Consider the following 19415-nt stretch of genomic DNA (forward strand, 5'->3'; position numbering starts at 1 on the left):
GAGAACGGAGAACCTGCGAGAAGCTAGGAGATCAATCTGCTTAGCAGTGAGCATCCGCGATCCAGCCGTCGATGAGGACACGTGCACTCGCTGCTCCGCTGTGCACGATCTCGACGAACGCGGGCCCCGACTCGGCGATCCGTCGTGCGCGATCGCGGTCGTCCGCCAGCTCGCTCAGTACATCATCAAGGGTGTCAGGGGTGGCCTCCACGATGGGCAGTTCGATCCCGAAGTCGGCGTGCACGCGTTCTCTCACGTTGGGAAGAACATGGCCGATCACGATGCGCCCGGCCGCCATCGCTTCGCAGGCCGCGACACCGTAAGAGCCTGCGCGGAACTGATCGAGAAGAACGTCGGTTTCGGCGAACACGTCCGGGATCTCGGACGACGGCAGAGACGACAGCGATCTATAAGCAATGTCTGATCGCCTAGAGGAAAGCGCCTCCATCACGGGCGCGATGAGGTGGGTGCCCTTCTGCAGAGGAGCGCTGGGCACGTGTATGACACGCAGAACCTCTGCCGTGGCCGCGGTCGTGGCGCGCGCATCGGCGAACCGTGCCGGGTCGATGACGACCGGGCACCAGCGGGCCCACGGCACGTCGAGGAGCAAGTCGGGCGTTGAGACGAAGGTGGGACGCCGGAGTTCACGCAGTAGTTCGAGGTTCGCCTTCGCATCGGCCCGCAGCACGTCGGTTCGAGGATCTTCGGGATACAGCGACCACGGCGTCAGAGTCGCGTGCCTGTCGGGATCGCGGATGTCGGTGCCATGACAGAGATAGGCGACGGAGACACCGCCATCACCCAGTGCCTTGATCTCGGCGCGGAGGTCTCTTTCGAATCGACGGCCGAACATCGACCGCTCGGCTTCTACGAGCACATGCGTGAACCGCCGGGCCGATTCCCATTCCGCCGCTGCCCAGTCTGCCGAAGAGTTGACGGTCGCGATCGGCACATGGGTATCGGCGCGGAAGCCATAGTCTCCAGGAAGCTCGATGGCGACGTTGCGCGCGCCGATACCGGCGTCTTCACGCTCCACGGCGCGTGCCCATGCATAACCCTGACCTGAATAGTTCGTCGGCGCGATGTACAGCCGCACGGGAGTGTCGGGAATCGTGGTCGGCGGGGTATCGGGGCCGCGCAAGATGCGTCCTGCAAGGCGCCCGACGATGCCGTCAGGATCGCGTGCAACCGATTCCATAGCTCGATTCATCCAGCCGGGAAGCGACGTGCGGTGACGCATCAGCCACTCGGTGGCCATGCCAAAGACCGAGGTCACCGTCGCCGCCTCACGACGGAGCCGAGCACTTCGACGACTCTACGTGCGACGGCGGCCATGGAGTGCTCGCCCGCCGTCCATGCACTGAGCTCGGCACGTTGCTGCGCAGTGGCTCGCTCATCGGCCAGCCACCCCATGGCCGCGGCGATCTCGTCGGCATCGTAGTCACAGGCGATTCCGGCCTTCACGTGCTCGTTGGCGTTCGCAATGAGATCGATCGTCGGCCCCGGTCCGGCGAACAGCACGGGGCAGCCCGCCGAAAGAGATGAGAACGCCTTCGAGGCGTACGAGTACTCGTAGACGGTACCGGGCTTGATGGTCGCCAGTGAAGCGGCGGCAGACGCGAGGTGCGGCAGAAGCTGCGCCGGAGGGACCGGTTCGAGGTACTCGATCTGGCTGGTTACGCCGAGTTCGGCAGCCCGAGTGCGTACCCGCGGCTGCTCAGTCCCGTTCCCGATGAAGCGCAGTACATACTCGGGGTGGGACTTGAGGAACAGCGCGAACGCATCGACAAGGATGTCTGCTCCGTGATAGGGCGAGTAGCTGCCGGCGTAGACGAAGAGCTTCTGCGCCGGGCCGCTGGTCAGCGGGAACTCATTCACGTCAGCGCCGAAGCCCGTGATGGTCGCCGGACGGCCGACGCCGAACGCACGCACACGGTCGACGACGCCCTGGGAGACCGTCACCACGTGTGCGGCCCCGCGCAGCGCGAACCCCTCCAGCGCGGCGAGCACGCGCACGACGAGCGGAGAGACCGGCTCGAGCTGCGCGGCATCGGACCAGATGTCAGCCGCGTCGTAGACGTAGGGGATGCGCCGCAGTGCGCAGATCACCCGAACGACCACTCCCGTCGTGGGCGGCGGCTCGACGAAGACGGCATCGGGACGGCGGGCGAACAGCAGCCGGAATGCGAGGGGGACATCGAAGCTCATATACGGGATGTAGCCGCGAACGTATCCCTTGGCGTCGCGGAGCACGGGGAAGGTGCGCACTCGCTCGCGCGTTCGCCGCTCGGCCATTCCCCTCGGTGGAGACGCTGTGATGACATCCACATCGTGCCCACCGGCGAGCAGCTCATCGGCAATGGCGCCGAGGTAGATCGAGGCGGCCGACGGCTCTGGCCGGTAGATGCGGGAGACGATCGTGACGCGCATATCAGACCGTGAGGAATTCACGCATGAGCACTTCGCGCGAGAAGTCCCCGTTGTGCAGGCGCCGGACGAACTCGGGCCCCTGAGCGGCGAGCGAGCGGTAATGCTCTCGGCGTGCGACGATGTCGCGAAGCACTTCCTCGACGCGATCGATCGGAGTCTCCGGGATCGGCAACGACATGCCGGCGTACGCGTCGACCGATCCGCGGACCTGGTCGCTGACATGGGCAAGCAAAACGCGTCCAGCAGCCATCGTTTCGCATGCGGCGACGCCGTAGTCCCCTGACCGGAACTGATCGAGCACCACATCCGCTTGGGCGACAGCCGCTGGCATCTCTTCGTTGGGTATGCCTTGCAACTCGACGTACTCGATGAGTCCTTCGTCATGAAGCCGACGAGCGACTGGCGCGACATGGGTCGTTCCCTTTGCCTTCGGATGGGTGGGCGCGTGAATGACCCGGATCCGTTCGCGCGCAAGCAGCGGGACCTCGTTCGCCCAATGGTCGGGGTCGATGACGACGCCGAGGAAGTGCGCGTTGGGGAGGTCGAGAAGCAGGCCGGCAGTGGAAACGAATGTCGGGACGTCCAGATCGTCGATGAGCTTGAGGTTCTCGGAGACGACCTGTTCGACACGTTCGGTCGGCGCGCCCCAGAGGTCGTTCTTGAAGTAAGACCACTCGTCGAGCTCGACGTGTCGAGACGGAAGGCGTACGTCTGTGCCATGGCCGACGATTCCGACTTTCACTCCTGCGTCACGAAGTAAAGTGACCTGTCGGCGAACATCGCCGCGGAACATGCCACCGAGGATCGGGAAGCACGCTTCTATGAGCACGTGTGTGTAGCTGCGGCGGATCTCATTCAGAAGTGAGTTCTGCCAGGCGCGTGAGTGCTCTGACATCCGCCAAGATACGAGATGATCGGCGTCGTACCCGAGCGGGTTGTTGCCTGTGTGCACGTAATTGCGTGCGGAGACTTGACCGCTTTGCTCTGCAGCTCGTGCCCACCGATAACCCTGACCGGCGTAGTTGACAGGGCCGACGAACAGGCGAATCGGCTTTGTGGTATCGGGAATGGGAACCGCTGGTGGCCGACGTCCCTGCACGCGGTCGACGCTTGACGCGATGGCGTCCTGGAGCGGTTTCGGCACCAGCTTCCAGGTGCCTTCAGCGAACGGATGCATCTGAGACCTTTCCGTGGTCGGTCTGTCCGGGAGCGATCCATGAGCCTCGAAGTGCCTCTGCCGATCGCCGGCCATCATGCACATGTTGCACGAAAGAAGTGCCGCGATACCCAAGGTTGGAGAGATTGTCCCGACTCGCAAGATCCCGCAACACGTTCTCGATGGTATCCGGGGTCGCTTCGAGAATGGGCAACGAGAGCCCTGTGAGGTCTCGGACACGATCCCTCGTCGGAGTTGCGACCTGTCCGATGACGACGCAGCCGGCGGCCATCGCTTCGCAGGCAGCAACCCCATATGATCCTGCGCGAAGCTGGTCGATGACGACATCAGCCCGCGCGAAGACTTCGGGCATCCGTTCGGAGGGAATCCCGGAGACGATCTCGACTGTGATGAGCCCCTCCGCCTCGAGTTGGTGGAGAATCGGCATGATCAGTGGCGTCCCCTTCGCAATTGCAACCGACGGGGCATGGGCGATGCGAAGTGGACCGGAGCGGCCCTGCGGTCGTTCCGCCCGCCAGCGCGCGGGATCCACGACGACGGGGCACCAGATCGCGGTCGGCAGATCATCGAGCAGGTCCGGTGTCGAAACGAACAGCGGACGCCCGCTGTTCACGATGAAATCGATATTGCGCTGAGCGACCGTTTCAAGTCGGGGAGTGTAGATACCCGGATCAGCGAAGTACGACAACGGATTCACCTGAATATGCCGAGAAGGCAAGCGAACGTCGGTGCCGTGACCGAGGAAAGCGACGTTCACATTTCGCTCCAACAGCGCCTCGGCCTGGGAACGAACCGAACGACCGAATAGGCGTCCGAATGGAGGCTCTTCCGCCTCGATGAGGACATGGGTTGCGTCTGAGGCCGCCGCGAACTGACGGCGTTGCCAATCCCGATCATTGTGATAAGTCGCAACAGGCACTACGAGATCGGCGTCGAATGAGAAGCCTCCCGGGACTTCGATCGCCATGTTCCGGGCCGAGATCTGTGCATCCGACTTCTCCAGCGCCCGCGCCCACTCCCTGCCTTGGCCCGAGTAGTTCACTGGTGCGATTAGTACTCTCTGCGGACGATCGTCGAATGTCGTCGTCGGAACAGAGCCCCGGGGCGCAGGGCGTCCCATTCTCAACGCCGCCAGTCGGCCGGGGAGACTCATCGGGTGGTCGGCGAGCCAATCGATGAGCGCATTGATCCATCGGGGGAGCCGGTATCGATCCATCACAGAGCATCCTAGCCGCCCATGCATCGCGGAAACCGGAAAGGCTGAGTGCCGAACAGGCCGCAGGATAGGATATGAAGCCGTGTGCCGCAGTCGGTGCGCTTCACCGACATGGGATGGTTCAGATATGACGACGCCGAGGACTGATTTCTCCCTCGATTCCTATTCCAGCGCTCTGCGCGCGTTCCGCGAAGCGGGCTATGCGGTCACCGGTTTCCGCGACTTCCTCGCGGCCCCCCATGACAAGCACATGATCCTGCGCCACGACATCGACAACAGCATCGAACAGGCGCTTCGCGTGGCCAAGGTCGATGCGGAAGCAGGCTGCACCTCGGCCTTCTTCCTGCGTGTGCACGCGCGCGGGTACAACCTCATGAGCCTGCCCTCTCTACAGATCATCCGCGAGATGGAAGAGCTTGGCCACGAGGTGCAGCTGCACCTCGAAGGCGGCATCAACGAAGTGCTCGGTCATGACAATGAGGAATGGGCCGAGCGTCAGCGGTGCGTCTTCGAGACCGCGGTCGGGCGCGAGCTGGGAGGATTCAGCCTGCACGAGCCGGCACGCATGGGCGGTTACGAGTTCGCAGATCAACTCCGGCAGAAGTGGTCGGATACGGTCTCGTACCACTCGTACGAATCGCGATTCATGATGCCGACCATGAAGTACCTCAGCGACAGCAGTGGAAACTGGCGTGAGGGCCACTTTGCGCTGTGGGTCGACAAGGTGCCCGTGCTGCAGGTGCTCACCCACCCCTTCTGGTGGTTCGACAAGGTGCCCGCAGAGAACTACTGATCGCTCGTTCGCCGATAGGATGAATGCATGAACGCCGAAGATCTCCTCAAGCTCGTTGCCGGAATTCTCGAGATCGATGAGGTGACCCTCGACGGTGACCTCGACGACCTGGGCTGGGATTCGCTGTCGAATCTGTCGTTCATCGCCGAGGTCGATGATGCGACCGGTGTCACCATCGATGCCGACAAGCTCGCCGAAGCCAAGACGGTCGCCGACCTGAAGGTGCTCGTCGACGCCGGTGCCTGAGGACTACCTCGGTCTGGCGGGCCGAAACCTCGTCGTCACCGGCGCTTCTTCGGGCATCGGAAGGGCGACTGCGACCCTGGCCAGCCGGCACGGCGCGACGCTCGCTCTTCTCGCCCGGCGGCCGGAGGCCCTCGAAGAGACGCGCGCAGCGCTCGCCGGGACCGGCCATCTGGCGCTGCCCTGCGATGTCACCGACGCGCCGAGTGCGGCGAGCGCGCTTCGTGAGGCCGCTGACCGACTCGGGCCGCTGGACGGCATGGTGCACGCCGCCGGCATCCACGACACCACACCGCTGCGAACAACGACGGCCGAGCAGATCACGCGGCTGTTCGATGTGAACGTCACCAGTGCCCTGATGCTGGTCAAGGCATTCCGCCATCGGCAGGTGCGCGGTGAGGCGCCGAGCATCGTACTGCTCTCGTCAGCCGTCGGCCTGGTCGGCGAAGCCGGAGTCAGCGCATACGCCGCCTCGAAGGCAGCCGTGGCGTCCCTCGGCAGGTCGCTCGCGCTTGAGCTGGCACGTGAACGCATCCGCGTCAACAGCATCGCGGCCGGCATCGTAGAGACCGAGCTGACCCGTGGCATCCGCGATCGAGTCGGCGACGCGGGCTGGGAACGCATCGAAGCAACACACCCGCTGGGTACGGGCGCGGCCGATGACGTCGCGAACGCAGCGCTGTACCTGCTGTCGAGCGCTTCCAAGTGGGTCACCGGCAGCACCCTCGTCGTCGACGGCGGGTACACGGCCCAGTGAGCGTATCGCGCCGTAGACTCGCGGTATGAACGCACGCATCGCCGCCGTTGGCTATCACGTCCCCGAGACCGTTCTCACTAACGATGACCTCGCCGCGCAGTTCCCCGAATGGAGCGTCGAGAAGATCGCGTCGAAGACCGGCATCGCGCAACGTCACATCGCAGGCGCCGACGAGTTCTCTTCCGATCTCGCGATCGCCGCCGGCCGGGCGCTGATCGCCGAGCACGACATCGATCCGAAGACGATCGACTACGTGATCGTCTGCACCCAAAGTCCGGACTACTTCCTGCCGTCGACTGCGTGCATCGTGCAGGATGCGCTCGGCATCCCGACCACGGCGGGGGCGACCGACATCACGCTTGGATGCTCCGGCTACGTCTATGCGCTGGGGCTCGCGAAGGGCCTGATCGCATCAGATCAGGCATCCAACGTCATGGTGCTTACCGCTGACACCTACACGAAGTTCCTCAATCAGGCCGATAAGAGCGTGCGCACGATCTTCGGTGATGGCTCATCAGCGACCCTCGTTTCCGGAGACGGGGCGGCTGACTCCATCAGTGGCATCGTCTACGGCACAGACGGATCCGGCGCAAAGAACCTGATCGTTCCGCGCGGCGGCCTGCGTGAAGGAACCGCTCTCCAGCCCAAGGCCAATGCAGATGCGCGAGAACTGGTCGAGGGCTCCTACGACCTCTACATGGACGGCCCCGAGATCTTCAACTTCACACTTCGCGTCGTGCCGGGGTCGGTCGAGCAGATCTTGTTTAAGGCGGGACTGTCACTCGGTGACATCGATCTGTTCGTGTTCCATCAGGCCAATGCATTCATGCTCGAGCATCTGCGCAAGAAACTCGGCGTTCCGAAGGAGAAGTTCTTCATCGCGCTGGAGAACTTCGGCAACACCGTTTCGTCGACGATCCCGATCGCGCTTGCCGAAGCCGAGCGGGATGGCACTCTCAAGCCCGGTATGCGTGTGATGCTGCTGGGCTTCGGAGTCGGGCTCTCCTGGGGAGGGCTCATCGTCAACTGGTGATCGAGCTCTCGTCCTGCGCTCAGGCGATCATCGCGCGCAACGTCGGGTACGGTGCTTGCGGGTGCAGCGCCAGCAACGGGTTCGCGGGTAGCCAGGCGTCGGCGTTCCGACCCCAGCGTTTGGCGAAGGCCTCCCGAATGCGCGCCGGGTCAGGCCTCGGGGTGCGCAGCTCGTGCAGCACGTCTCGGTCACAGCGAGCGAGCAGTGCCGTCGCACCAGGGGAGAGTCGTTCGATCGTGTCGGCGACACGAACAAGGTCAACTGCGTGCGAATCGAGGTCGTCCAAGCGAGCGGCGACAGCATCCATCAGGTGCATCCGCAGATTCTTCACGCCCCATGCGCGCTTCTGCGACTTGCGCAACCGTGGGTACCACGTGGTCGCGCCCACGACCTCGAGGAACCTGAAATCCTCGTCAACGGGACGCGCGGTCGCTGTGACGCGGTCATCGCCTTCCTCGTGGAGCACATATGCGGGACCGTGGCGGTCGTAGGCGAGAGCATGGGCGGTGAACCAGAGCTGCGCCGTGAATTCCTGATCCTCTCCCGAGGCCAGCCCTGGGGTGAAGCGAAGGTGGCCGAAGCGCTCGCGTGAGATGAGTCCCTGCGGGACGCATCGGTAGGTGAGGCGATCCCTGGCTCCGCTGAGCTTCGTCTCTCGACCTCGTCGCGTCGGGGGCAGGGGCTCCACGCCCTGAATACTGCGGTTGACCCGAGCGAGAACAGCGTCGGCGTCCGTGCGCTCGGCCATGGCGAGCCAGGAATCGACCGCGCCGGGTTCGAACTCGTCGTCAGAGCCCAGCACCGCGTAGTAGTTCGCCGTTGCAACCGATATTCCGTGGTTCAAGGGGCCGGCCGGCGACCCGATACCGTCCATGAGGTGCAGCAGCCGTAGCGAGGGATGCCCGGCGTACTCGCCCAGTTCCCTTCGGATCAACTGCGCATCGATGTTGTGAGCGACCACGTTCACGCGCACTCGACGATCGTTGTGATCGAGCGCTGAAGCGGCAGCTCTGGCGATGGGGCGGGTGGCGGTGTGCACAGGGATGATCACATCTGCCTCGAAGTCGCTCATGACTGCGAGCGTAGCCGCAGCAGTGCGGCCGCGGCTCTGCGCTCGAGCGATTCGAGCACCCGGGTATCGTTGATACGGTGGCGGTCGCCGCGTCTGTTCTACGGAGTATCCCCATGAAACCACGTTTGCTCATCTTGTCGTTCGTGCCGATCGACGGCGACCCGCGGGTGGGCAAACAAGTGAGGCGGTTCGTCGACGACTATGCCGTGACGACCTGCTCACCCGGGCCATCGCCGCACCCTGACGTCGAGCACGTCGAGATGAGCGGAGCCCTGCCGACGCGTCGGTCGTTTTTCGCGCGCCTGGTCGACGAGTTCGCGCGCCGGACGGAGCGGTTCGAGCGACTGTACTTCATCACGGATGCTGCTCAGAATGTCACCCAGATGCTCGGCGGTCGCGAGTTCGACGCCGTTATCGCGAACGACGCGGAGACCGTCGGGATCGCCTGCGCACTCTTCGGTGCGGAGCGGGTGCACGCAGATCTTCACGAGTTCTTCCCTGATATGGGTTTCGATGACACAGTGCTGGGCAGGCGGCAGCGGCGCTATTGGACCTGGATGACCCGTGAACACGTCTCACAGGCAGCCTCGTCGACGACGGTCGCAGCTGGGATAGCCGAGCGCTATCACGACTACGGAGTGTTCCCCGAGGTTGTCACGAACTCCACCCACTTGCGAGACCTGCCTGTGCGAGCAGTTGACGGCCCCATTCGCATCGTGCACAGCGGCAACCCGTTCCACGAGCGAAGCCTCGGTGAGATCATGCGAGCGGTCGCGACGTCGCCTGCTGACGTGCGCTTCGATCTCTACCTCACTGCCGAGCCGGCTAAGCAGCGCGCCGAGTTCGTCGCTCTCGCCGACGAGCTCGGCGACCGGATCACCGTGCACGATCCGGTGCCGCAATCCGCGCTGATCGAGACTCTCAACCGGCACGATGTCGGCATTCACGTGCTGCAGCCGGTAAGCACGAACAACACCATGGCGCTTCCGAACAAGTTCTTCGACTTCGTGCAAGCACGCCTCGGCATCATCATCGGCCCTTCACCCGAGATGCAGCGCATTCTCGAAGCCCGTCGGCTGGGAGTCGTCGCCGACGGGTTCGACGAGAACGCCATTCGGCGCGCGATCGACTCGCTCACATCCGAGAACGTGATGCGGTACAAGCGTGCTTCCGCCGATGCCGCGGACGCGCTGTCTTCGGAGCGGCAGGTCGAGACCTGGGCCGAGGCGATCGACGCGATCGTGCGACGGGCGCGAGATGCGCGCTAGCCTTACCGAAACGGCCTATCGCCTCGTCACGGACCTGCTGCCCTCACCGGTCGCCGACCGCGTTCTGCCCGGACGTCGTCGTGAGTATCGAGAAGTGGGGGTGACGGCGGCATCAGAAGCGCCGCACCGGCTGCTCATCGGCCCCGTCAACTCCGCCGGGCAGGGCCGTGCTTGGGCAGAAGTCGCACGCGGCTTGCCGCAGGTGTCGGCGGCGAGCTTCATGTACCGCGGTGCAGACGACCTCTTCCGCTTCACTGCGCATCATGTGATCCCGGTGAGCGCAGTCATTTCCAACGGCCGATGGCGTGCAGCGCAGGAACGAGCCATCCTCACTGGTTTCACACATGCGATCATCGAGTCCGGTCGTCCGGTCTTCGAAAGAGACGGCGATGTCGTGGAGCAGATCGGCAGGCTCGAGCAGGCCGGAATCCGCGTTGCACTGCTGTGGCACGGCAGCGACATCCGCCTGCCCAGCGCGCACGCTGCCCGAGAACCCGACTCGCCGTTCGCGCACGGCTATCCCGACACGGCAGCCCTCGAAAGCATCGCCGCCGCGAATCACGCTATCGCCGTCGAGACCGGCGCCTTCCAATTCGTATCGACCCCTGATCTGCTCGAGTACGCAGCCGGTGCGACTTGGCTCCCGGTCGTCGTAGACGTCGAGGAATGGGCATCTGCTGCCACGACGCCGGCGTTCACGCGGGCCCGCCCCATCGTCGTGCACGCGCCGAGCCGCGCCGGGCTCAAAGGCAGCGATCGCGTAGCGGAGCCGATGCGCAGGCTCGATGCCGAAGGCCTGATCGAGTACCGCGAAATTCACGGCGTGCCGTCAGCGCAGATGCGCGCGATCTACGGCGATGCCGACATCGTGCTGGATCAGTTCCTCGCGGGCAGCTACGGCGTCGCGGCGTGCGAGGCGATGGCAGCGGGCCGTCTCGTAGTCGGTCACGTCTCAGGCGACGTCCGCGCAGCAGTTCGGCGGGTCGCGGGAACTGACCTTCCGATCGAGCAGTCGAGAGCGTCGGAGATCGAACGGGTCCTGCGGCGGATTATCGACGACCGGTTCGCATCCGCGGCCAAGGCCGCATCCGGCACCGACTTCGTGCGATGCGCACACGGTGGCGACCTCGCCGCCAGGGCGCTCAATTCATTCCTCGCCACGTGATCCCGAAGGACTCAGCCACGTAGGGTAGATGACTGTGAAGATCGTCAGCGTCGTGGGCGCGCGCCCGCAGTTCGTCAAGCTCGCTCCCATCCACAAGGCGGCGAGGGCGGCCGGAGTGGATCACATCATTGTCCACACCGGCCAGCACTACGATCCGATGCTGTCGGATGTGTTCTTCGAAGACCTGGGGATCGATGCCCCCGACGTGCATCTGGGGGTCGGCAGCGGTTCACATGGGGTGCAGACAGGGGCCATGCTCGCTGCGCTGGACGCCGTATTCGATGAGCACCGTCCAGACTGGGTGCTCGTGTACGGCGACACCAACTCGACCGTGGCCGCAGCGCTCAGTGCGGTGAAGATGCACATCCCGGTCGCGCATCTCGAGGCAGGGCTGCGCAGTTTCAATCGGCGGATGCCCGAAGAACACAACCGTGTCATGACCGATCACGCGGCGGATCTACTGCTCGCACCCACGCAGGTGGCTGTCGAGCACCTGAGTCGCGAAGGACTTGCGGAGCGCACCGTGCTGGTCGGTGACGTCATGACGGATGTGCTCTTCGCGGTGCGCGATGAGGTCGCAGACACTCCGTCGAGGCTGCTTGTCGAACTCGGGCTGACGCAGGGCGAGTTCTACATCGCAACGATTCACCGTGCCGAGAACACCGACGATCCCGCCCGTCTGGCAAGGGTCGCAGCGGGGCTGGCTTCGCTGGACAAGTCGGTGATACTGCTCGCGCACCCGCGCGTGGTCGAGAAGGCCGCCACACATGGAATCGAGTTGACGCAGGGATCGTTGATGGCGCATGCCCCGCTGGCGTACGCCGACCTGATCGCCGCGGCGCTGTCGAGTGCAGGGGTGGTCACTGATTCAGGTGGTCTGCAGAAAGAGGCGTTCCTGCTCGGAGTGCCGTGCACGACCGTGCGCACCGAGACTGAGTGGGTGGAGACGATCGATCTCGGCTGGAACGTGCTCGCGAACACCGCGGAAGAGATCGCCGCCGCGGTGAGCCGACCGCGGCCCTCGCCTACGACCGAATCGCCCTACGGGCACGGCCACGCAGCGGAAAAGGTAATCGAAGTGCTCGCCGCACGCAGCTAACCGAGCCGCGCGTCACGGCGCGAGATCGTGCTCCGCGTTGGCAGCGGATTCGTGCGTCGGCCGTCCGGCACGGTACCAGGCGACGACGCTGATCAGCAGAGCGAGTACGAGTCCGGCGATCACCCACAGCACGATGAGGAAATCGACCCACGACCCGATGGGCGGTTGACCGGGAAAGAAGTTGCGCAGAGTCGGCGTCGCGAACAGCATGCCCGCGATCCAGGTGAGGAATCCGATCTCCATCGGGCGGCGTCCGCGCAGGGCCAGGATCGCGACGGTGAGTCCGAGCACGGGCAACATGACCATCAATGCGAGCAGGACGATCCCGAAGGCGATCGTCGCCGATGCGCGACGTGCTTCGATGATGTACTGCTGAACGGCGACGTTCCCTTCAGCTACGAGCGGCGGCGACGTGGTGTCGGCCGTGAGCGTGATCACCCATCCCGGCACGTGGTGCTCTCCGAGGGAGAGATCGGCGTGCACGGCCGTCTGCTCGTCGCTTCCGTCCGTGGAGGGCACGGACACCAGCACCATCGTTTGGCTCGCATGATGATCGAATGGCCATTGCTCGATGGCACCGGTCGTGCGCAGATCGATCGACATCGGCGCGACAGCCTGATTCTCCTCATAGCCGACGAGCTGGCGAGCCCCGGCGGATGTGATCACGATCTCCACGTCCGACGTCGTCGTCAGCCCGTCATCGCTCGCCAGCAGACTTCCCTGCGCGAAGCTGAGATCGACACGTATCCGGTCCTGGACCGCATCCACGTCACGCGGTGTCATCACCAGATGCGTGCTCGGCTGGTTACGATCCACTGCGCTTCCCTCATCGGACCGGCCGCCCTGCGCGTACAGGAGGACGACTGCCAGATAGACGAACGCGAACACGATCGCGGAGATGACGACGAGGAGCGGGAACCGACGTCTCTCGGACGATATCGTCATGCGCACGGACAAGCCCTTCTTCCTCATCGTGATTCGACGCTAGCACCGCCTCCTCGCTCACCCCGTAAACTGGAGTCCATGCGCATCGCCGTCGTGGCCCTCGGAAAGATCGGGCTCCCTCTCGCCGTCCAATTCGCCGGATCCGGCCACGACGTGATCGGTGTAGATGTGAACCCCGAACTCGTGGCCGCCATCAATGCCGGTAGAGAGCCTTTCCCCGGAGAAGCAGAGCTGGGCGAACGCCTGACCTCGGCGCTGACGGCGGGGCGCTTGCGTGCGACCACGGACTACGCCGAGGCGATTCGGGATGCGGATGCTGTCGTCGTGGTGGTACCGCTCTTCGTCAACGAGCACACGGCAGAGCCCGAGTTCGGCTGGATGGACGACGCGACGACGTCGCTCGCCCAGCATCTGACCCCGGGAACCCTCGTCTCCTATGAGACGACCCTGCCTGTCGGCACCACACGCGGACGCTGGAAGCCGATGATCGAGAAGATCTCAGGGCTGATCGAGGGCAGGGATTTTCACGTGGTCTTCTCCCCGGAACGTGTCTATTCCGGACGAGTCTTCGCCGATCTGCGCAAGTACCCCAAGCTCGTCGGTGCCCTGTCGCCGTCTGGAGCCGAACGCGCCATCTCGTTCTACGAGGACGTACTGCAGTTCGACGAACGCCCGGATCTGCCACGCCCCAATGGTGTCTGGGATCTCGGCAGCGCAGAGGCAGCTGAGATGGCAAAACTGGCCGAGACCACGTATCGGGACGTGAACATCGGACTCGCAAATCAGTTCGCTCTCTTCGCTGGCACTAACGGCATCGATGTCCATCGAGTGATCGAGGCGTGCAACTCACAGGTGTTCAGCCACATACATCGCCCCGGTATCGCTGTCGGCGGACACTGCATCCCGGTTTATCCGAAGCTCTATCTCTCGACCGACCCCGACGCGAGCATCGTGCGCACCGCGCGTGAACTCAACGAGTCGATGCCGGAGCGGCTTGTCGCCCAGGCGGCGACGATGATCGGCTCGTTCGAAGGCCTCCACGCAGTCGTGCTCGGTGCGTCCTATCGCGGCGGAGTGAAGGAGACCGCGTTCTCGGGGGTGTTCCCGACTGTCGCTGCCCTTGAGGCGCGTGGTGCGAGAGTGTCGGTGCACGATCCGCTGTACGACGACGACGAGCTGAGCAGGCTCGGCTTCGCGCCGTACACGCTGGGGGACGACGTGGACGTGGCTGTATTGCAGACGGACCACGCATCGTACCGTGAGCTCACACCTGATCAGCTGCCCGGCGTCCGCCTCCTGGTCGACGGTCGCGCGGCGACGGACCCTCAGCGCTGGACGGGTACGCCGAGACTGGTCGTCGGTGCGGGCGTCTGAGTTGACGACGCCTCATGCGACACAGCATCCGCTCAGCCTGTGCCCGGGTCGCCGATACGATGGGGTACATGGATCTTCTCGTCGTAGGCTCGGGTTTCTTCGGCCTCACCATCGCTGAGCGCGCCGCGGATGCCGGCCGCAAGGTCACTGTCATCGAACGGCGCGCGCACATCGGCGGAAACGCCTACAGCGAGGCGGACCCGGAGACCGGGATCGAGGTGCACCGCTACGGAGCGCACCTCTTCCACACGTCGAACGCGACCGTGTGGGAGTACGTCAACCGATTCACGACGTTCACGAACTACGTGCACAAGGTCTACACCAACCACAAGAGCGTCGTGTACCCGATGCCGGTGAACCTCGGCACGATCAATCAGTTCTTCCAGGCCGCCTACTCACCCGACGAGGCTCGCGCCCTCATCAAGGAGCAGGCGGGGGAGTACGACGTCAAGTCGGCGCAGAACTTCGAGGAAAAGGGGATCGCTCTCGTCGGACGTCCGCTGTTCGAAGCCTTCTTCCGCGACTACACGGCGAAGCAGTGGCAGACCGATCCCCACAAGCTGTCCGGCGACATCGTCAGCCGCCTCCCCGTGCGCTACAACTACGACAACCGCTACTTCAGCGACACGTGGGAGGGCCTGCCGACCGACGGGTACACAGCATGGCTCGAACGGATGGCGGATCACCCGAACATCGAAGTCAAGCTCGACGTCGATTTCTTCGACGAGTCGCAGCCACTGAACCGCAAGTCTCTCGTGGGGCAGGTGCCGATCGTCTACACCGGCCCCGTCGACCGGTACTTCGACTACGCCGAGGGCGAGCTCAGCTGGCGCACACTCGACTTCGAGCGCGAGGTGCTGAACATCGGCGACTTCCAGGGCACCCCGGTCATGAACTACCCGGACATGGACGTGCCCTTCACACGCATCCATGAGTTCAAGCACTTCCACCCGGAGCGCAAGGACGTGTATCCGGATGACAAGACGGTCATCATGCGCGAGTTCTCCCGCTTCGCGGAGAAGGCCGATGAGCCGTACTACCCGGTGAACACGCCCTCGGACCGCGACGGTCTCCTGTCGTACCGAGAGCTGCAGAAGGGTGAGAAGGACGTCCACTTCGGCGGACGCCTCGGCACCTACCAGTACCTCGACATGCACATGGCCATCGGCTCGGCGCTGACCATGTGGAACAATCAACTGGCGTGACCAGCGCTGCAGGCACCGTCTCGACCGGCAAGCCAGGGAAACGTCTACAGAACCCCTATCGATATGACATCGACGGTCTCAGAGCCGTAGCGATCTTGCTGGTGGTGATCTACCACGTCTGGATGGATCGCGTTTCAGGTGGGGTCGACGTCTTCTTGATAATCTCGGCGTTCTTCCTGACGCTGACGATGTCTCGCCGAATCACGGATGGCCTCCCGCTGCGGATCGGGTCGTTCCTGGCAGGGCGCTTCCGCAGGCTCGTTCCGACCGCCGCTGTGACGATCGTGCTGATACTGGGCGCGTCGTGGATCTTCGTATCGTCGACCCAGTGGCCCAGCATCTGGCGTGAAGGGTGGGCGTCGCTCTTCTACGTCGAGAACTGGCAGCTCGCGTTCTCCGGCGTCGACTATTACGCCAGAGACAGCACGCTGCCCTCGCCGTTCCAGCATTTCTGGTCTCTTTCGGTCCAGGGCCAGGTGTTCGTGCTGTGGCCGCTGATCTTCTTACTGGGCGCTGCGCTCGCTCGATGGATGAAGCGCAGCGCGATCGGTATCCTCGCGGTGCTGTTCGGTGCCGTGTTCGCCGCATCACTGACTTACTCGATCATCCGCACTCAGACTGATCAGACTTTCGCGTACTTCGACACCGGCGCGCGCCTGTGGGAGTTCGCCGCCGGCTCGCTGCTCGCGCTGGCTCTGCCGTACATCCGACTCCATCGCGCGCTGGCGAGCGCGCTCGGATGGATCGGCCTCGTCGCGATCGCCGTTTGCGGTGTCGTGATCGACGTCCGCGGCGGTTTTCCTGGCTTCCTGGCGCTTTGGCCGGTGCTGGCGACTGCCATGGTGGTCATAGGCGGAATCGGCAATGCGGGTCCGGCGCGATTCCTCGCCGCTCGGCCGCTGCGATTCATCGGCCGAGACGCTTACGCCCTCTATCTTGTGCACTGGCCGATCCTCATCCTGTGGCTTACCGTCGTTGACAGCTCACGTGCCGGTGCTCTTGACGGCGTATTGATCATCGCGCTCTCTGTGTTGCTCGCTCGAATTCTCACTTTCGCGGTGGAAACGCCGCTTCGGTTGCCGCGGGGTGAAAGCGGGACGATCTTGCGCAACCTCGTCGTCGTCGCGTTGTGCGCACTTCCTGTCGTCGCGGTCACATCGGTCTGGCAGCTCACCGCCCACGCGCAGGCCGATGCAGCCGAAGCGCAGGCCGATGCGTATCAGGGGGCTGCAGGCGACACGGCTGATGCAATTGACGTGCCGTTGCTTCCCAACGCTATCGATCTCGACTCCGAGTGGGTCTCGCTCGATGAGATGTGCAGCGGGCGACTGACAGCCGCGGAAGAGCGGGTGCAGGTGACCTGTGAACAGACATCGGACGCCGACGCAGCGGGTCACCTGGTGATTGTCGTCGGCGACTCGCACGCCGAGCAGATGATGGCTGCGCTGCGCCCGATCGCGGATGAGGACGGGTGGGGCGTTGTCGGTCTCCTGCACGGCGGATGCTCGCTTGAACGGCACGACGAGGATACGGAGAAAGCGGCCGAATGCGCGCAGTGGCGCGAAGGCGCGATCGCGTACATCGATGCCGTGCACCCGGATGCTGTGGCCACCATCGTCACGGCAGCTGAGGCTGATGGCCCGAACGAACGGATGCTGGCCGGCATCGACGACGTGACGGCAGGTTTCGCCGAGGAAGGCATGCGCGTGATCGGCGTGCGCGACAACCCTCGTTTCGGTATCGACATGTACGAGTGCGCATTGGTGAACGGCGATTGCGATCGGGCCGTGGGCGACGCGATGCAACTTGAGAACCCGGCGGCGGAACTGGCCGACTGGGTGACGCTCATCGACTTCACGCCGCAGCTGTGCCCCGACGGCATTTGCCGCGCAGCCATCGGCAACATCGCGGTGTACATCGACGACAACCACCTGACGAAGATGTTCGCGAAGACGCTTGCACCCGCGATGCGCGCGCAACTCGGCGGGGAGATCGGATGATGCAGGCAGACGCCGCTACGCTGACAGAGCGCGTGCGGGATCTTCGACGTGCGGCACTACGAATTTGTACGGGAGCACGATGAGCACGACGACGGTGGGGGCGCCGGGTACGCCCCGGCGGTATCTGCATTCGTTGTGGCTGCTGTCGGCGCGCGATCTGAAGGTCCGCTACGCCACCAGCTGGCTCGGCTACCTGTGGTCTGTGCTCGACCCGCTGATCATGAGCGGGATCTACTGGTTCGTGTTCACCCAGGTGTTTCACCGGGACAAGATCGGCGAGCAGCCGTACATCGTGTTCCTCATTCTCGCGTTGTTGCCGTGGGTGTGGTTCAACACATCGGTTTCCGATTTCACGCGCGCGTTCCGCAAAGATGCCAGGTTGGTGCGTTCGACATCGATCCCGCGCTCGATCTGGGTGAATCGCATCGTCCTGAGCAAGGGGTTGGAGTTCCTCTTCTCGGTCCCTGTGCTCGCGATGTTCATCATCTTCAACGCGGACAAGATCACCATCGGTTGGACATTGCTGTGGTTCCCCGTCGCCATCGTGCTCCAGGTGATGCTGCTCGTCGGGCTGGGGCTGCTCGTCGCTCCTCTGTGCGTGCTCTACGCCGATCTGGAACGCACTACGGCATTGATACTTCGCGCTCTGTTCTACGCGTCCCCGGTGATCTACAGTGTCAACGACCTTCCTGCCCCCTTCGACATGATCAGCGCGTTCAATCCGCTTTCCGGCATCTTCACGCTCTATCGGGTCGGGTTCTTCCCTGATCAGTGGCACACGACGACCATCCTGATCAGCGTCGTCATGACGGTCTGCATCTTCGTCATCGGGCTATGGGTGTTTCGATCTCTAGAGCGTTCCGTCTTGAAGGAGCTGTGATGGTCGCCGCAATCGAGGTCGTCGGTCTAGGCGTGCGCTTCCGCCGAAATCGTCGGGGACGCCGGAGCATCAAGGATCTGTTCGCCGGATCATCGCGGCGCAACCGCCCCGGGGAGTTCTGGGCGCTGCGGAACGTCTCCTTCACCGTGCAACCCGGCGAGTCCATCGGCGTCGTCGGACGCAACGGCCAGGGAAAGTCCACGCTGCTTCGCCTCGTGGCAGGCGTGCTTCTGGCCGATGAAGGGACGGTCGCCGTCAACGGTGGCGTCGCGCCGCTCATTGAAATCACCGGCGGCTTCGTCGGGGACCTCACCGTACGCGAAAACGTACGGCTCACCGCCGGATTGCACGGGATGTCCAAGGCAGAGATCAGCCGGCGCTACGAGGACATCATCGGCTTCGCGGAGCTCGAAGACTTTCAAGATGCGCCTTACAAGCATCTGTCCAACGGGATGAAGGTGCGCCTCGCGTTCTCGGTCGTTTCGCAGCTCGATGAGCCGATCCTGCTGGTCGACGAAGTTCTCGCGGTTGGCGACAAGGCGTTTCGTGACAAGTGCTACAAGCGCATCGATGAGTTGCTCGCGGATGGACGCACGCTGTTCTTCGTCAGCCACAACGAACGCGACCTGCGGCGCTTCTGCACGCGTGGTCTGTATCTCGACAAAGGCGCGCTCGTGCTGGACTCCGGTATCAATGAGGTGCTGGACCGCTACAACCAAGACTCCGCGCCGCGCTGACCACGGCCTATGCGTCGAGTG

The 19415-nt window shown here is 64.0% G+C and carries 18 protein-coding genes; 12 read left to right on the plus strand and 6 right to left on the minus strand.

What is annotated here, in order from left to right; all coding sequences use genetic code 11:
- Positions 1–40: 40 nt before the first annotated feature.
- From ACYVG2_RS02410 to ACYVG2_RS02425, 4 genes are all read right to left on the minus strand, one after another.
- Entirely contained in the window at positions 41–1276 is a 1236-nt protein-coding gene (locus tag ACYVG2_RS02410; protein WP_460779514.1) for a glycosyltransferase, read from the minus strand.
- On the minus strand, positions 1273–2430 hold the full coding sequence (locus ACYVG2_RS02415; RefSeq protein WP_460779515.1) for a glycosyltransferase: 1158 nt from the start codon (positions 2428–2430) through the stop codon (positions 1273–1275). Before ACYVG2_RS02415 ends, ACYVG2_RS02410 begins: the two co-directional genes overlap by 4 nt.
- Position 2431: 1 nt before the next feature.
- Positions 2432–3325: a glycosyltransferase gene (locus ACYVG2_RS02420; RefSeq protein ID WP_460779517.1), complete on the minus strand. Its 894-nt coding sequence runs from the start codon at positions 3323–3325 to the stop codon at positions 2432–2434.
- A gap of 265 nt (positions 3326–3590) precedes the next feature.
- Complete coding sequence (locus tag ACYVG2_RS02425) at positions 3591–4826, minus strand: hypothetical protein (protein WP_460779518.1); 1236 nt, start codon at positions 4824–4826, stop codon at positions 3591–3593.
- A gap of 124 nt (positions 4827–4950) precedes the next feature.
- On the opposite strand from ACYVG2_RS02425, the gene ACYVG2_RS02430 reads away from it, so the two are divergent.
- Genes ACYVG2_RS02430 through ACYVG2_RS02445 form a run of 4 tightly spaced genes read left to right on the plus strand, consistent with a single transcriptional unit; the run spans position 4951 to position 7649 of the window.
- Positions 4951–5616: a GCN5 family acetyltransferase gene (locus ACYVG2_RS02430; RefSeq protein WP_460779519.1), complete on the plus strand. Its 666-nt coding sequence runs from the start codon at positions 4951–4953 to the stop codon at positions 5614–5616.
- Between the two features lie 27 nt (positions 5617–5643).
- On the plus strand, positions 5644–5862 hold the full coding sequence (locus ACYVG2_RS02435; protein ID WP_460779520.1) for a phosphopantetheine-binding protein: 219 nt from the start codon (positions 5644–5646) through the stop codon (positions 5860–5862).
- Positions 5855–6616, plus strand: a complete 762-nt coding sequence (locus ACYVG2_RS02440; RefSeq protein WP_460779521.1) for an SDR family NAD(P)-dependent oxidoreductase — start codon at positions 5855–5857, stop codon at positions 6614–6616. Before ACYVG2_RS02435 ends, ACYVG2_RS02440 begins: the two co-directional genes overlap by 8 nt.
- Positions 6617–6641: 25 nt before the next feature.
- A complete protein-coding gene (locus ACYVG2_RS02445; protein ID WP_460779522.1) occupies positions 6642–7649 on the plus strand; it encodes a 3-oxoacyl-ACP synthase III family protein in 1008 nt (335 codons plus the stop codon).
- A gap of 19 nt (positions 7650–7668) precedes the next feature.
- Here ACYVG2_RS02445 and ACYVG2_RS02450 read toward each other — a convergent pair whose 3' ends face one another.
- Positions 7669–8721 (minus strand): glycosyltransferase, encoded by a 1053-nt coding sequence (locus tag ACYVG2_RS02450; protein WP_460779523.1) that lies wholly within the window; start codon positions 8719–8721, stop codon positions 7669–7671.
- 113 nt (positions 8722–8834) lie between these two features.
- Between ACYVG2_RS02450 and ACYVG2_RS02455 the strand changes: the two genes are divergently transcribed.
- The 3 genes from ACYVG2_RS02455 (at position 8835) to wecB (ending at position 12253) form a co-directional block, all read left to right on the plus strand.
- Positions 8835–9989, plus strand: a complete 1155-nt coding sequence (locus ACYVG2_RS02455; RefSeq protein WP_460779524.1) for a glycosyltransferase family protein — start codon at positions 8835–8837, stop codon at positions 9987–9989.
- 100 nt (positions 9990–10089) lie between these two features.
- On the plus strand, positions 10090–11154 hold the full coding sequence (locus ACYVG2_RS02460) for a hypothetical protein (RefSeq protein ID WP_460779525.1): 1065 nt from the start codon (positions 10090–10092) through the stop codon (positions 11152–11154).
- A 34-nt stretch (positions 11155–11188) separates the two neighbouring features.
- Entirely contained in the window at positions 11189–12253 is a 1065-nt protein-coding gene (gene wecB / locus ACYVG2_RS02465) for a non-hydrolyzing UDP-N-acetylglucosamine 2-epimerase (RefSeq protein ID WP_460779926.1), read from the plus strand.
- A 12-nt stretch (positions 12254–12265) separates the two neighbouring features.
- Here the strand turns inward: wecB and ACYVG2_RS02470 are convergent, their stop codons facing one another.
- Entirely contained in the window at positions 12266–13225 is a 960-nt protein-coding gene (locus tag ACYVG2_RS02470) for a DUF4436 family protein (RefSeq protein ID WP_460779526.1), read from the minus strand.
- 51 nt (positions 13226–13276) lie between these two features.
- Between ACYVG2_RS02470 and ACYVG2_RS02475 the strand changes: the two genes are divergently transcribed.
- From ACYVG2_RS02475 to ACYVG2_RS02495, 5 genes are all read left to right on the plus strand, one after another.
- Positions 13277–14572 carry a nucleotide sugar dehydrogenase gene (locus tag ACYVG2_RS02475; protein ID WP_460779527.1) on the plus strand — a complete coding sequence of 432 codons (1296 nt, stop codon included), beginning with the start codon at positions 13277–13279 and terminating at the stop codon, positions 14570–14572.
- Between the two features lie 68 nt (positions 14573–14640).
- Positions 14641–15777 carry a UDP-galactopyranose mutase gene (gene glf / locus ACYVG2_RS02480; RefSeq protein ID WP_460779528.1) on the plus strand — a complete coding sequence of 379 codons (1137 nt, stop codon included), beginning with the start codon at positions 14641–14643 and terminating at the stop codon, positions 15775–15777.
- Complete coding sequence (locus ACYVG2_RS02485) at positions 15774–17777, plus strand: acyltransferase family protein (RefSeq protein ID WP_460779529.1); 2004 nt, start codon at positions 15774–15776, stop codon at positions 17775–17777. The genes glf and ACYVG2_RS02485 overlap by 4 nt, the downstream gene beginning before the upstream one ends.
- Positions 17778–17856: 79 nt before the next feature.
- Positions 17857–18657, plus strand: coding sequence for an ABC transporter permease (locus ACYVG2_RS02490; RefSeq protein ID WP_460779530.1), 801 nt, complete (start codon positions 17857–17859; stop codon positions 18655–18657).
- Positions 18657–19394 (plus strand): ABC transporter ATP-binding protein, encoded by a 738-nt coding sequence (locus tag ACYVG2_RS02495; RefSeq protein ID WP_460779531.1) that lies wholly within the window; start codon positions 18657–18659, stop codon positions 19392–19394. The genes ACYVG2_RS02490 and ACYVG2_RS02495 overlap by 1 nt, the downstream gene beginning before the upstream one ends.
- Positions 19395–19415 lie beyond the last annotated feature (21 nt).

This window comes from Microbacterium shaanxiense, from assembly GCF_054779995.1.